Annotated in this window: 12 protein-coding genes; 5 read left to right on the top strand and 7 right to left on the bottom strand. The window is 56.5% G+C overall.

The window, feature by feature from the left end:
- Positions 1-383 precede the first annotated feature (383 nt).
- The 3 genes from VEG30_17740 to VEG30_17750 form a co-directional block, all read right to left on the bottom strand.
- On the bottom strand, positions 384-824 hold the full coding sequence (locus VEG30_17740; GenBank protein HXZ81775.1) for a hypothetical protein: 441 nt from the start codon (positions 822-824) through the stop codon (positions 384-386).
- A gap of 433 nt (positions 825-1,257) precedes the next feature.
- Positions 1,258-1,404, bottom strand: coding sequence for a hypothetical protein (locus VEG30_17745; protein ID HXZ81776.1), 147 nt, complete (start codon positions 1,402-1,404; stop codon positions 1,258-1,260).
- Between the two features lie 162 nt (positions 1,405-1,566).
- Entirely contained in the window at positions 1,567-3,156 is a 1,590-nt protein-coding gene (locus tag VEG30_17750; GenBank protein ID HXZ81777.1) for a GGDEF domain-containing protein, read from the bottom strand.
- A 452-nt stretch (positions 3,157-3,608) separates the two neighbouring features.
- Between VEG30_17750 and VEG30_17755 the strand changes: the two genes are divergently transcribed.
- Positions 3,609-4,073 (top strand): Rid family hydrolase, encoded by a 465-nt coding sequence (locus tag VEG30_17755; protein ID HXZ81778.1) that lies wholly within the window; start codon positions 3,609-3,611, stop codon positions 4,071-4,073.
- A gap of 74 nt (positions 4,074-4,147) precedes the next feature.
- Here the strand turns inward: VEG30_17755 and VEG30_17760 are convergent, their stop codons facing one another.
- The gene (locus tag VEG30_17760) at positions 4,148-4,594 is read right to left on the bottom strand and encodes a transcriptional repressor (protein ID HXZ81779.1); all 447 of its coding nucleotides are present in this window, start codon (positions 4,592-4,594) and stop codon (positions 4,148-4,150) included.
- 222 nt (positions 4,595-4,816) lie between these two features.
- Here VEG30_17760 and VEG30_17765 point away from each other — a divergent pair, with 222 nt between their 5' ends.
- Entirely contained in the window at positions 4,817-5,725 is a 909-nt protein-coding gene (locus VEG30_17765) for a hypothetical protein (protein ID HXZ81780.1), read from the top strand.
- Positions 5,725-6,126, top strand: a complete 402-nt coding sequence (locus tag VEG30_17770; GenBank protein HXZ81781.1) for a cytochrome c — start codon at positions 5,725-5,727, stop codon at positions 6,124-6,126. The genes VEG30_17765 and VEG30_17770 overlap by 1 nt, the downstream gene beginning before the upstream one ends.
- A 248-nt stretch (positions 6,127-6,374) precedes the next feature.
- On the opposite strand, the gene VEG30_17775 is transcribed toward VEG30_17770, so the two are convergent.
- The 3 genes from VEG30_17775 to VEG30_17785 form a co-directional block, all read right to left on the bottom strand.
- The gene (locus VEG30_17775; GenBank protein HXZ81782.1) at positions 6,375-7,568 is read right to left on the bottom strand and encodes a TIGR03118 family protein; all 1,194 of its coding nucleotides are present in this window, start codon (positions 7,566-7,568) and stop codon (positions 6,375-6,377) included.
- Positions 7,569-7,839: 271 nt separating this feature from the next.
- Positions 7,840-9,000 (bottom strand): TIGR03118 family protein, encoded by a 1,161-nt coding sequence (locus VEG30_17780; protein ID HXZ81783.1) that lies wholly within the window; start codon positions 8,998-9,000, stop codon positions 7,840-7,842.
- 413 nt (positions 9,001-9,413) lie between these two features.
- On the bottom strand, positions 9,414-10,661 hold the full coding sequence (locus VEG30_17785; GenBank protein ID HXZ81784.1) for a hypothetical protein: 1,248 nt from the start codon (positions 10,659-10,661) through the stop codon (positions 9,414-9,416).
- A gap of 325 nt (positions 10,662-10,986) precedes the next feature.
- Here VEG30_17785 and VEG30_17790 point away from each other — a divergent pair, with 325 nt between their 5' ends.
- Both VEG30_17790 and VEG30_17795 read left to right on the top strand, forming a co-directional pair.
- Positions 10,987-11,892 (top strand): hypothetical protein, encoded by a 906-nt coding sequence (locus VEG30_17790; GenBank protein HXZ81785.1) that lies wholly within the window; start codon positions 10,987-10,989, stop codon positions 11,890-11,892.
- A 289-nt stretch (positions 11,893-12,181) separates the two neighbouring features.
- On the top strand, positions 12,182-13,261 hold the full coding sequence (locus VEG30_17795; protein HXZ81786.1) for a hypothetical protein: 1,080 nt from the start codon (positions 12,182-12,184) through the stop codon (positions 13,259-13,261).
- Positions 13,262-13,294 lie beyond the last annotated feature (33 nt).

Consider the following 13,294-nt stretch of genomic DNA (forward strand, 5'->3'; position numbering starts at 1 on the left):
TCTCTGTTGTTGTTCCCACTCCAAAAACGGCCTGACGTATTCCCATTGCGCATCCGTGAGATCAGCCATGCCTTTCATTTGCTTCAACTTCACTCGCGAAGCAAGCATTTATTCAGGAGCCACATTAGTGAGATAGGTTCTAACTGCTGTTAAGGTAGGGGCTCTGCACGGATGCACGGTGGTCCGTGCAGAGCTCTTGGGCTTTAGGAGGTAACCACGTTAGCAGGGTGGTTGGGGGAGGGTTGAGTAGCAGAGTTAAGAGGGCGACTTAGTACAGTGGCTTGCATTTTCTTACCGTGCAGAACTTGTAAAACTCTAACCATTGCCCAAATTTGGCTGGCCGTATTGGTCAAGAACTTTGTTCAATCCGCTCGCGATCACTCTTATCCGGCCTTGCGGAGTGGCTGCGGGCAGGTGCTGAGCAAGACGCCGAGAAACCCGAGCGCATTATGAATGGCGCGCATCTCCGGTTCGTTTTCCTGGCGTGCTCCAAAGGAAAGCTCTCGCATCCGATCGTGAATTGCCTTTTTGGCAGTCGTAATGCGTGCCAAGACCTGATCGCGATCGGCTTCCATCAGGGCGGCGCGATAGTAGCTTACCCATGAACTGCTCTGCCATGGCTGGTTCATAACTTCTCCCTCGGCCGCATTGCCTTGCGAGGCGACCTTCTCATCATCCGGCGCTACTAGCCCACCGCGATCCAGCCGATTCCGTTGCTGTTTGGCCAACTCAAGCATCTGTTGCAAGCGACGTCGTTGCTTTCGGCGGATGCCACGAAACGAAAGCACCCGACCGAGATAGCGTTCCAGGCTCCGCAGTTCCAACCACCTTCTATTGGGTTGCTCGGGATGACCAGCGTTCATGAGCTTCCCTATAAACACCAATCATTGCCAGGACCTGAGAATGCCAACGGCAAACTCGGCAGTCCCGTCGCCACAGAACCCCATCCGAATGTCGCAGGTACTTGCGGACTGAGCCGGAGCCGCTAGTTCAACTCTGAGTTGTGTCCGCAAGCGCGATTAAAGACATCTTTTTTACCCAGAGCAATACGGTGAATCATGCATGACTAGGTGGTCACAACCGTGTGGTTACTAGTTACAAACTGCACTGAGCGTGTACCTGCGAAGGGGCGAAGCGGAATTGGAGATCTCACGCAGGGTTGGGAAAGCTTGGAACATTCAGAAAAACAAGGAGTTGTGTAGGAACGGATTGCCCCGAGTGCAGAACGAGGTGGGATGGTTTTGTAGCAGAAGCCGTTTACAGGGCTCCAGCTTCGCGCAGATATGGCAAAGGATTCGAGTTGCGTCGATGGCGGCGAACAAAAAACAAGGCCAATACCGAACTGAGCAGAACAGCAAGACTTCCGCCCACGGTAACTCCCGCCACTACTTCAGAGCGCTTCACGGTGATCTCCCGACGCAACCTTTTGACAACTCTCATAGAACTTAGCACGGCTACCTATTCGATGTTAGGAGAATTTGAAAGGTTACAAGAGAAAATTCTCCCCTTCTTGATCCGGACAGTGACAGTACGTTGGAGGATTGACCAGGGCAGATTCGACGCTGGCTAAGACTTAGCTGGCATGACCTCCTCTGTTGCGGAGGCAGCGCAGGGTGCAGAAAACTGGACGGTATCTCGTCCGATCTCCTTGCCGCGATAAAGGGCGAGGTCGGCCCGGCGCAAAACGGATTCGGGAGTGTCCCCGGCTTCCGACAGAGCTACACCGATAGTGGCGGTGATTTCGATCGCCCGGCCGTTATAGACGACGGGGGCGCCGGAAATACGGCAGCGCATGCGATCGGCGATGTGCTTTGCCGAGGCCTCATCACAGTCGGGAATGATGACCAGGAATTCCTCCCCGCCATAGCGCCCGACGTAGTCGTGAGAGCGAACGCAGTCCTGCATGCGGGTGCTGGAGGCAACGATGGCAATGTCCCCGGCGTGGTGGCCAAACTGATCGTTAATCTGCTTGAAATGGTCGAGGTCAATCAGCATGGCAGCCAGTTGTTTGCCGGAGCGGGAGGCGCGAGCAAGTTCTCGTTCGAGTGCAGCGACGACGGTGACGCGGTTCATCACTCCAGTCATGGCGTCGTGAGTTGCCTGGTATTCCAGGGCCTCACGCGCGCGCGCCAACTCCAGGAAGGATTGCCGGGAACTGTCCAGGGATTGTCGCAGGCGGCTGCTGAGGACGTGCTGCTTGGCGAACAGCATGGCTGCTAACGCCAGAATGGTCGCTAAAGACACCAGAATTCGAAAACGGCGTGCCGGCTCGGAAGATTGGCTGAATTCCAACGCCCAACCGGCGAGCAGGGGAACCGAGAGGAGGGCCACAATGGCCATCTTGGTAATCCAGCCGGCGCTTGGAGCCTCATGTCCCTCTTCTTGGACTTCGGGAGAGCCGAAGTCGGTTGTGGAGCTGGCCGCGGCCCAGCACATAGCGGCAAGACTCAACACAAATGGGATGTCATATGTGCAGCCGGTATAGTAAAGCTGCTTGTCCAGGGCGACATTGATGATGTGCGAACTGAGGGTGTAGACCAGCGAACCAATCAGCAGGCGACGGTAGAAAACCCTCCAGGCACCGCGCGACCCCAAAGCCAGTACCCCCAGGGCGAGGATGAAAGCGACGTCTTCCGTCGAATAAAGAACGTTGAAGGTGGGTCCATACAGTTGGACGCTTGGAGTGACGTATTGCCAGGGAAGGACGACGAACGAGTACAGATACATCCACCACACAGCCACCATGGCAAGCGAGAAAACCACCATGGGAGGCATCTTCCTGGGTTCGTGGGGTAGCGTGGCCAGAGCCGACATCATAGGGACAAGATGGAGAAACAGAATGATGTCCAATACCGAGGGGCCGCTAAGATCGACCTGTCGGATCGTCTCCAGATAAGCCCAACCCGCCCGGGAAATGAACCAAAGAACCGTGCCCGAAGCCATCAGTCCCCAGAACGAACGGACTCTTCCTTTCGTCGTGGCCAGATGAGAAGCAAAGGCAGCGGCGATCAGGCCGTAGGCGATCAGTTGGGCAAAGTTTCCGAACAGCGTCAGTTCGAAGGACGGCTTGGCCAAGAGCGCAACCAGCGCATACACGGCCGCCAGTGTCCAGGCGCTGGCCGAGAGACATCTCCGGTACTTGGAAATGTTGTGCATGCTTTTGCTTTGCGACCAAGGTCTTAGGGACGGAATCCCACCCTTGCACAGACCGTCACCCCAGACGTTCTTTGGCCTCCGGTACAGCTAATGGTAGGGGACGTCGGCGAAAACCATTAGATGACCTTGGTCACTTCGCTACCGGCAAAGTATTGGACAGACAGCGGAATGCCCCAATCAGAGGACACAACACCTGGCAAACGCCTGCTCTTCCGCAGCCTGCGGAGAGGCAGTTTTGGGGCTGTGGTCAGTGACCTAAGTCACATAGGGCGATGAGGAATCCGTCCCACCGAGTGACATTGAATATTGGCCAGAACGTTGCGCCTTGCCTTGAAGATGCACGCTCTGAAACCGGGCGCTTTTTGCTCGCCCGTGCAGTGGCTGAGTACAATCCGTGCCTTGAAAAAGGTGCTTCGGGAGATGTTTGGAATCTGCTCGTTACAGGAGCGTACGTGAAAAACCTTTGCGTGTTGCTTGTCATGATTGTTGTGGCTAGCGTTTCCCTGTCGGCGCAGGCTGGTTCGAAAAATGAAGCCCCACAAATCCCCCGGCGCCACATCAACTTGCCCAAGCTAGTGCAGGCGCCGTTCAGCGATGGCGTGCTGGTGGGGAACACGCTTTACGTCGCGGGCCGCATCGGTCTTGATCCCAAGACTGGCAAGCCGCCGGAAGATGTGGAACAGGAAGCGCGCAACGTTCTCGATGGCATCAAGTCCGTGCTCGGTGAAGCTGGCATGACTATGGACGACCTGGTTTGGGTCCAGGTGTTCTGTCCGGATCTCTCGCTGTATGGCAAATTCAATGACGTGTACAAAACCTATTTCAGCAATGACTATCCGGCACGCGCCTTTGTCGGTTCCGGTCCGCTGCTGCGCGGCGGACATTTCGAAGTCAACGGCATTGCCGTGAAGCGGTGAGCAGCAGCAGTTCCGGCCAGTCAGAAACCCTGCTGCTGCTCAGAGAAATGAGGCTTGTGATTTCATGAATTCCTCTAGCGCCGGCAAGCGGAGCAGTAACCTCCCACTTCCAGGCGCGCAACCACGATACGGAAGGCGCAATCGCGTTCCAGTTGTTGCTTCAGAGAATCGAAGGTTTCGCTGACAAACTCGGTGATCTTGCCGCAGCGCAGGCAGGTCATATGAATGTGGTCGCGCCCAAGCTTGCGCTCGTAATAGTGCTTTTCGCCATTCATGTGCATGAGATCGAGCTCGTCGATCATTCCCTGGCGTTTCAGAAGATGCAGCGTACGGTAGACGGTGCTGCGGTCCACCGAGGCGTCGAGTCTCTGCGCTTTGCGCAGGATCTGGCTGGCGTCGAGATGGCGGTTGGCAGTTTCGATGACGCTGAGAATGGCGCGCCGCTGCTGGGTCATGCGAATGCCGCGCTCGGCGAGCAGGGCCTGCAGGCGGCCGGGGATCTCAGTTTGAGGGAGGGGCATAGGCGATCCTTCCGGTTTTGCAACTGATCGCAATCAAAACGCGACAGAATCTCGGGTCCGCGTATTGACAGGCGAAGAGCGGCGAAAGTATTCTGAGTTTGTCCCTAATTGCGACTCAGTCGCAATTAACTCCCGCCCCATCCGAGGAAGACATCCACAGGCGGAAGCTGGAGTTTAGATCAGTTGCGACTGATTCGCAAGTAGTTTTTGGGCGCAAGTTACTTGCGACTCGTTCGCAACGAATTTCTGGCGCATCAAGAAAAGGATATCTTGTTCATTCGCTCTAATCGCAGGTCAGTTTGCTTAGGGGCGGCGATTTGTCTGCTGGTATTGGCTGCGCCGGCACAGGAAGCCTACTTCATCACTTACACCCACCAGATGGAAGAGCCCGGCAACCTGGAAATCGCGGCCAAGAACGTGGCTGGATTCCCGCAGGGAGGCAACTCGTTTCTGGCTACCGCGCTGGAACTGGAATACGGCGTGAAGGCGTGGTGGACTTCGGAGCTTTACCTGGATGGTCAGACGACCAGTGGCGAGAGCACCCTGTTCACGGGTTTTCGCTGGGAAAACCGCTTCCGGCCGCTGCTGCGCGAGCACCGCGTAAATCCTGTGCTGTACGCGGAATTTGAAAATATCAATTCCGCCGACAAAACGCTGCTGGAAGTGGTAGGGCATGATGGCCGCGAGGATTTTCTCGAACGCAACGACCGCAGCGAGAAAGAACGCGAACTCGAGCTGAAGCTGATTCTCTCCAGTAACGTGCGCGGCTGGAATTTCGCGGAGAATTTCATTGCTGAGAAAAACCTCAGCAATTTCCCCTGGGAGTTCGGCTACGCGCTGGGCGTGAGCCGGCCGCTAGCACTTACGGCGAGCCCGAAGCGCTGCAGCCTGTGCCGGGAAAATTTCGATCTCGGGGCGGAGATGTATGGGGGTCTGGGGGACACGGCCAGCCTGGGCCTGCATGATACTTCGCATTACCTGGCGCCGATCGTGAACTGGCGACTTCCCACTGGTCCGAGCCTGAAGATCTCGCCGGGATTCGGCCTGAACGATTACAGCCATGGCTTTCTGTTGCGCTTTGCCGTCTCGTACGAGATCAACCAGGTGGGTTCCTGGCTGAGGGGGCGGTGATGCGGAGATCGGTGAAATTCTGGGTGGTCTTGCCGCTCGTGCTCAGCTGTGTCGGCCTGCTTTTTGCGGGAGCCGGCGATGGGCTCTGGCGTGGAAAAGTGCCCGAAAGAGATAAGGGGCGAGCCAATCCCTTCGCCGAGAACACGGAAGCCGCAATGGCGGGCGGGAAACTCTTCGAGCAGAACTGCGCGAGCTGTCATGGCAAAGATGCCGAGGGCAAAGGGAAGAAGCCACCTCTGCGCTCTGAGCGAGTGCGCGAAGCGACTCCGGGTGAACTGGAGTGGCTGCTGACGAACGGCAACATGAAAAACGGAATGCCATCGTGGGCGCGTTTACCGGAACCGCAGCGCTGGCAGATTGTGACGTATTTGAAATCGCTACAGAGCCCGCCGGGGCAGTGAGGAGTCCATTGTTTGCAGAGCGCATCGAGTCCGCGCAACGGTCTTTACGACTCTGGAGTGCTGTGCGATCAAGAGGGCAGAAAACGCAAGATCCTTCGACTCCGCGCCCGCGACCCGCGAAATGCGCGGGTCGGAAGCGCAAGACGGGCGCGTCGCTCAGGATGACATACCGGGATTCTCTCACTTAAAAAAGAAGGCCGCCTCCTTGCAAGCGGCCTTCGCTCACGCCCCGTCCATGGTTCAGCTTTTCATGGTTCGTCTGCTTCGGTCAGTTCCGGGCCGACGGCGGTCAGGGTTCCAAACAGGCCGTCGGTCTCACCGTTGATGCCCGCAGTAAAGAACAAAGTGTTGTACGGACCCGCGGCCGGCGGCGCCGGGGGATTGCCGACAAGAGTGCCATTATTGTTACCGAATCCGATCGCCCACAGTCCTGGGATGCTGAACGTGGAGCCGTCTTCGTTGAGGATGTTTCCGCGGAAATGACCGGTGAACGGGCTGAAGGCAGCGATATTGCCTCCGCCGAATTGGCCGATCAGCAGGCTGTGGCTGAATTCACCGAATTCGCCGGGAGCCAGGGCAATGCCCCAGGGCGCGTTCATCCAGAGACCGTGTTGGAGGCGCAGCAGTAATCTTCCAGTTGTGCTGAAGACATCGACGAAGCCTAGTCCTGCACCATCCACCTCGTCATGTTTGTCGGGAAGCTGCTGCTTGGCAAATGAAACGATGATGTTCCTGCCGATAGCCTGCACGTTAAAGGGGGCATAACCCCCGGGCAGGCGTTCATCCTCAAAAGCATCTCCAAGAAATTTCACCGGCTTGAAGTTGGTGTCATACACCTCGACTCTGCCGGAGTGGAAATTCGCCGCATAGAGGTAGTGCTGACCGTTGGCCTCAGCAAGTGTCAGGCCCTTGTAGACTGCATTTTTCTTGGCCACCACCTGGATAGAGTTCAAAGGATCAACCGTGGGATTCCAACCCGAAATGGTTCCGTCTTCAGTGGCAAAGAAGAAAACCCCGGGCGCGGGCTTGCCAGCATTAGGCCCGCTGACCGCAATGCCGACTGAAAAGTCCGATGTTCCGTTGAACACCGTGCCGGTTGGAGTCGAGCTGCCCGTTGGCGGAATATTGACGACGAATTGCACCAGCTGCCCGTTGACCATTCTCTGGACGATCGAGCCATTGCCGTTTCCGTTATAGAGGGTTGAAGTGCCAGTGCCGTTGTTCGCCACCCACCAGGGACTGGTGGCGCTGCGGGTGAGTCCCCAGGGATTGACCAGGTGGGAATCGAGAAGATTGGGAGCAGGCCCGGGCGGCGCTTTGCTGGGATTTGGATTTCCGACCAGATTCACCTGGTGATAGTGTTGAGCGGTAGCAAGAGTGGGGAGCAACAAAAGGCTGAGGCCCAGAAGCGACACAAATGCCAATCGAATGCCGAACTTCATATGTCTTCTCCTTCGCTGCTTCTTCAGGACACAGGACATCCTGACTATGGGTAGCTGGTTCTCCTTCCGCAAGAGGGGCATTGAGAGGGGACCGATTGGGACAAACGGTAGTCCATCCGTGGCGAGCGCTTGTCACATCTCTTTCTGGAATTTGTAAACACTTCGTCAACAACACGTGACATCAGGAGTGATTTGAAATCGACCTGGGACGAAAAGACGAAGGCCGCCCGATTTCAGGCGGCCTGCGCTCCTGCCGTTTAATGCTCAGGGGTTACGGTTCATCCTCCTCATTGAGTTCTGTGATGACCGGAGTTAGAGTGCCGAACAAGCCGTCGTTCTCGTCGTTAGGGCCGGCATTGAAGAAGAGAGTGTTGAATGGGCCCGCGCCCGGCGGAACTGGCGGGTTTCCACTGAGAGTACCGTTATTGTTGCCGAAGGCGATCGCCCAAAGGCCCGGAATGCTGAAGGAGGCGCCGTCTTCGTGGAGGATGTTTCCGCGAAAGTGTCCGGTGAAGGGACTGAAAGCGGCGATATTGCCGCCACCGTTCTGCCCGATCAGCAGACTGTGACTGAACTCGCCGAAGTCGCCGGGAGCCAGAGCAATACCCCAGGGTGCATTCAGCCACGGGCCATGCTCTAAGCGCAGCAGCAGTTGTCCAGTGGTGCTGAAGACATCGACGAAGCCCAAGCCTGCCCCGCGTACCTCGTCCTCTTTGTCGTCATCTTGCTTTGCCCAGGCCACCACGATGTTCCGGCCCACGGCTTGCACATTGAAAGGCCCATAGCCTTTGGGCACGCGGTCATCCTCAAAAGCATCGCCGAAGAATTTCACCTGGGTAAACTTGGTGTCATAGACTTCGATCTTGCCCGAGTGAAAATTGGCGGCGTAGAGATAGTGCTGTCCGTTGGCCTCAGCGAGAGTGAGACCCTTGTAAATGGCATTCTTTTTGGGGCCTACCACTTGAATGGCATTGGTGGGATCCACTGTAGGATTCCAGCCGGCGATGGTTCCGTTTTCGGTGGCGAAGAAGAAGACCCCCGGAACCGGCTTGCCGGCATTAGGTCCGGTCACCGCAATCCCTACCGGAAAATCAGGGGTGCCGTTGAATACAGTCCCAGTCGGGTTCGAGCCGGACGGTGGAATAGTGACTACGAGCTTGGAGATGGAGCCATCGTTCCCGTCAAACAGAGTTGAGACTCCAGCGTGATTATCCGCGACCCACCAGGTGCTGTTAGAGCTGCGCGTCAGACCCCAGGGATTGAACAGGTGGGGCTCAGTCTTGACTGGATTGCCTCCCGGCGGAGGTTGTGTGGGATTGGGATTTCCAATGAGATTAGTCTGCTGATAGTGCTGCGCCAGTGCGAGGCCCGGCAGCAATAGCAAAGCCAGGCCAAAAAGAGTGGCTGACGACCGTCGAATAGCGAACTTCATACGTTCTCCTCTCACTGCTTTATGCAGGACACAAAGACTCATGGGTTAGGGGTGGATCTTGTCCTTCACGAAAATGAAGGCCTGTTCAGGGGAGGCAGATCAAAACGTAAAGCATCGGCCGGAGATGGGTGTCATGCGGTCATCAGCAGTTCGTAAAAGTGCATGAACAATGCAAGCCGGTTGTAACAAGAAAATCTGATCTGAATGCCGAATGCGGTGTGAGAGAAGCGTGGCAGTTAGGTTTTGCGGATGTGCGACGCACAGACCAGGAGGGTGTCGCGATGGCGGAGAAAGGCGCTCGTCACCTCCCGAGCGCAAATATGCCGATCTGGTGGCTGAAAAGGAGGCGGGCGACATGGCTCGCTGCTTTGAGCCATGCGCCCACCGAGGAGAGAAGCAGATAAAACACTACTTCAGATGTTTTCCCGCCGAGCTTCATCGGCATCCTCCGCCAGATCACGCAGAAGGTCGAAGAACCTTTTGTCATGCTGTCCGATGAAAAGCCCATCGGTGATGAACGCGTTCAACGCCCCCATCGCCGCGCCCTTGGTTTGCGTCGGGCGAATGATCGAGCACACGGGGAACTTGTGGCTCAGAAATGGGCAAGGCTCCGGCATGATGAGATTCGTCTGGAAGTCCTCCGAGTTAAGAAGATTGAGATTCGGGAAGGACAACCCATTGGTAGAGTCAGTCAGAGGAGCCAGAGGATCGGCGACGGCGTTGCCTGCCTTATCGTGCCAGGTCTGGAAGTGTGCGGTCTCGGTTGGACCGATGCTGAGCAGAATGCGCAACACCTCCAGGCTGGTCACCCGTTGTGCCAGACTCGGATAGAGACTGGTGCCACCCTGCTCGATAAATCCAAAGTGGAAACCGGCAGTGTTGGCGATGGCCTGGATGTGATCTGTGGGAGTGGTATCGGCGTTGGACCGCGGAATTGCCGGAAGTCCATTGGGAAACTTCGTCTTGTCAAACAGATCCTTGACGGCTTGTTGAAATACAAATCCGGGGTCGAGGTCAGGATTCTCGTCGCGGCTCCGATAACGCGTGTACCAGCTGGTATCGACCGTGAGGTTCATCAGGTTGGTGAGCCTGCCGAACTTTTTCCCGTTGATGGTGACGAATTGATTTGCGCCATCCGCTGTGCTGCTGGGCAGAGTGCGGAATTGGTCGAGATTGACAGTATCCGCGCCCTTTGAGGCCAGATATGCGTTGATAAATGTGAAATGGCTGATCTCATCCTCGGTGTTGTCGTGGATGTACTGCGGCATATCCTCATCTAAGTTCCCGAGGGCCGAGGTGTAGGGCGTATTGCCGCCAGTCGGGAGTCCTGGCAATTCGTTCTCAGGATCGCCATTGGGCTGGGTTTGTGAGCCTCCGAGTTCGGCGTACTGCAGCCACAAGTCGCTCTCGATAATCTCCGCCGCGGCGAGAAAACGAAGAATGGCGGCATCGCCCTTGGTGAGACTGCCACTCTTCTCCTCCGCGGCGCTAAGGTGGGCTGGCCACAGTGCAGCGGCTGAGATGGTGGCGGCGGTCGCTCCCATACCTTTAAGCATGGAGCGGCGCTCCATGACTCGATACCAAAGGGAATCGAACTGTTTTCCTATCGGAGACGAGGGTGTGTCGGCGGCCAAAGGGGGAGTGGAATCTTCTTTTTTCATCGGCTTAGTCTCCTGCGTTGATCAGAAGAATCGTGATCCGGGAAAGGACGGCGATTCATGTAATTGGCAGCGTAGGCGGGTCGTTGGTCGCAGCTTGTCATCGGAGCGCAATGGATTTGTAAAATGTTTTGTTGTTCTTCTGAAATGGGGAAGGAATACGCGGCGGCTTGACTGGCCGGCGGCGGCGGTATAGGTTTCTGAACACATCGGCTCCCCACGGGTCCCACGTCTCCCCGCAATTTCTGGAGTAGGCGCATGAAGAGAGTTTCTCTTCCTGTCTCATTCCGGAGCCAAGCAACCACTCCCGCCTTCGACGGAGGTTCTTATGCATGCCAGCAGAGCGCACATCGAAAAATACGTCGACCCCGCACAAAGAATTCGGGCGATTCAGAAAGGCGAGCCCGTTCCCAAGAGAGTCATCGAGGAGATCGCTTCGCGTTGGACACAGGAGGTGACCAGGAAATTCGAGGCGCGAAAAGCGCTCCGGTCAGAAGACCGGAAGTATCGCGAGAAATTGACGGCCAAGTTGCACGACATTCTGGGTAAGGACAAAGAGGTTGTGGATGCGCAAAAAGGATTGCGCGCGATGGCCACTCGTCTAGCGGAGCGCAAACCGAAGCCCCCGCACGGAATTCAGATTCAGCCGCAGATCCTGGGGGGCTCAGTGCTATCGGTGTTCGCGCCGCCTTACGACACGATCTGGGCACAAAATCTTGGCGACTCGACAGTCAATCAGTCGGCGGAAGATGATCTGGGGGGAACCTTCGGCTTTAATGTACAAGCCGACGGGAGCGCCTACGCCGCGGCTGCCATTGGAACCTTCTGCCGTCCTGTTTCCAACAATCCTATTGGGCACTTTCGGCCGTTCATGCGTTGCAGCTATAGCTATGTGGACAGCGCCTGGTACGCCTCGACTGCGCACAACGATGGCTATCTGCACGCCCGGGTGGTCAGCATGGACTCGAAGTTCAACATCGTGAAGTGGCCGCCCGACGACTCCTCCTTCCAATTGTGGAGCGATGGCGTGAGCGTCTGGGACGACACCCACAGCGTGGACGTAGAGGACGATTGGCCAGGCCAACTGGATGTGCAATTCGAACTGGCGCCCGATCATGTTTACCTGCTCTGGTGCTGGTGCGAGTGTTCGCTGGATGATGGGAGCGCAAGCATCGCCAGATCCAATATGAGCGTAAGGGCGCCATTCATGGTGGTGCAGGAAACGAACGCCTAGATAACAAGACCCTGGTTTCTTTCGCAAGCGTGAATGGCAGCCTCTATGCAGAAGTGAAGCTACCCCACTCAAGCCAAGAACAGGCTTGAGTGGGGTACCCATCATTGGAAGAGGCAAGGCCTGGGCCACCTCGGAAGCATGAAACGAATCTGCCCCGATTCCGCGGGCGCTTTCATTCCCACAGGTTTCAAAAATATGCGAGATCTCGCGCACCCGGGAGGACAATCTGCGTCTAAAAGGGAAGTTCGAATTGCCAGTCTTTGGCTTGAGCGCATGCATAGGAGACGCCATGCAGATTCGTGCCGTGTGGGTTAGCTGCGTTCTGGCAGGTACTTTGCTACAGGCAGCGCAAGAACCCACGCCGAAATCGGCGCCCTCAGTCGAGCGGAGAGACGGCCAGCATGACTGGGATACGTTCTTTGGAACCTGGAAGATGCATTTGCGAAAACGCCTACATCCGCTCACCGGATCCGACCAGTGGGTGGAATTTGAAGCGCACGATAGCACGCGAAAAGTCTGGGGCGGGCGCGCCAATCTGGATGAACTCGAGGCTGATGGCCCGAATGGACATATCGAGGGACTTACACTGCGGCTCTACAACCCGCGCAGTCATCAGTGGAGTATCCACTGGGCAAATAGTGCAGACCCAACGCCGGAAAATCCCGTAATCGGTGAATTCAAGGACGGGCGGGGTGAGTTCTACGATCAGGAGATGTTCAATGGACGGAGCATCTTTGTCCGATTCCTCTGGACCAACGTAAGCGAAACGTCGGGCGATTTCGAGCAATCGTTCTCCGAAGACGGTGGTAAGACTTGGGAACCGAACTGGGTCACGACGATGGAGCGCGAGCCTGCCGGGCGCGCGAACGTCCCACCAAACCCCGACAATCACGATGGCCAGCACGACTTTGATTTCGAATTCGGGCGTTGGAAGGTGCACTTGAAACGGCTTGCGCATCCTCTCAGGGGACCACCGCAATGGCAGGAGTACAACGGCACCATCGCTGTCAGCAAGTTGTGGAACGGACGTGCCAATATTGTTGAGTTCGAAGCGAGAAATGATACAAGTGAGATTGAAGGCCTCAGTCTGCGCTTATTCGATCCGCACACGCGCCAGTGGAGCATTTGGTGGGCGAATGCTGCGGATGGAACGCTGGATTCTTCTCCCGTAGCAGGCGGGTTTGCGAACGGCCGGGGCGAGTTCTATGGCTCCGTAAAATACACAGGCCGATGGATTCTGGTTCGGTTCCTCTTTTCCGGCATCGGGACAAAGACCGTGCACGGGGAGCAGGCATACTCGATGGATGGAGGAAAAACCTGGGAGCCGAACTGGGCTGAAGACCTTTCTCGCGAAGAGGTCAATCCGTGAGGGGAGATTTCCCCACTGAAGCCTTTTGGGGCA

The sequence above is a fragment of the Terriglobales bacterium genome (assembly GCA_035624455.1).
GTDB lineage: Bacteria > Acidobacteriota > Terriglobia > Terriglobales > Acidobacteriaceae > DASPRM01.

Excerpts from the sequence above, each read along its gene's own strand:
- VEG30_17750 (HXZ81777.1), bottom strand. The coding sequence starts at position 3,156 with ATGCACAACATTTCCAAGTACCGGAGATGTCTCTCGGCCAGCGCCTGG.
- VEG30_17795 (HXZ81786.1), top strand. The coding sequence starts at position 12,182 with ATGCAGATTCGTGCCGTGTGGGTTAGCTGCGTTCTGGCAGGTACTTTG.
- VEG30_17790 (HXZ81785.1), top strand. The coding sequence starts at position 10,987 with ATGCATGCCAGCAGAGCGCACATCGAAAAATACGTCGACCCCGCACAA.
- VEG30_17760 (HXZ81779.1), bottom strand. The coding sequence starts at position 4,594 with ATGCCCCTCCCTCAAACTGAGATCCCCGGCCGCCTGCAGGCCCTGCTC.
- VEG30_17775 (HXZ81782.1), bottom strand. The coding sequence starts at position 7,568 with ATGAAGTTCGGCATTCGATTGGCATTTGTGTCGCTTCTGGGCCTCAGC.
- VEG30_17770 (HXZ81781.1), top strand. The coding sequence starts at position 5,725 with ATGCGGAGATCGGTGAAATTCTGGGTGGTCTTGCCGCTCGTGCTCAGC.
- VEG30_17780 (HXZ81783.1), bottom strand. The coding sequence starts at position 9,000 with ATGAAGTTCGCTATTCGACGGTCGTCAGCCACTCTTTTTGGCCTGGCT.
- VEG30_17785 (HXZ81784.1), bottom strand. The coding sequence starts at position 10,661 with ATGAAAAAAGAAGATTCCACTCCCCCTTTGGCCGCCGACACACCCTCG.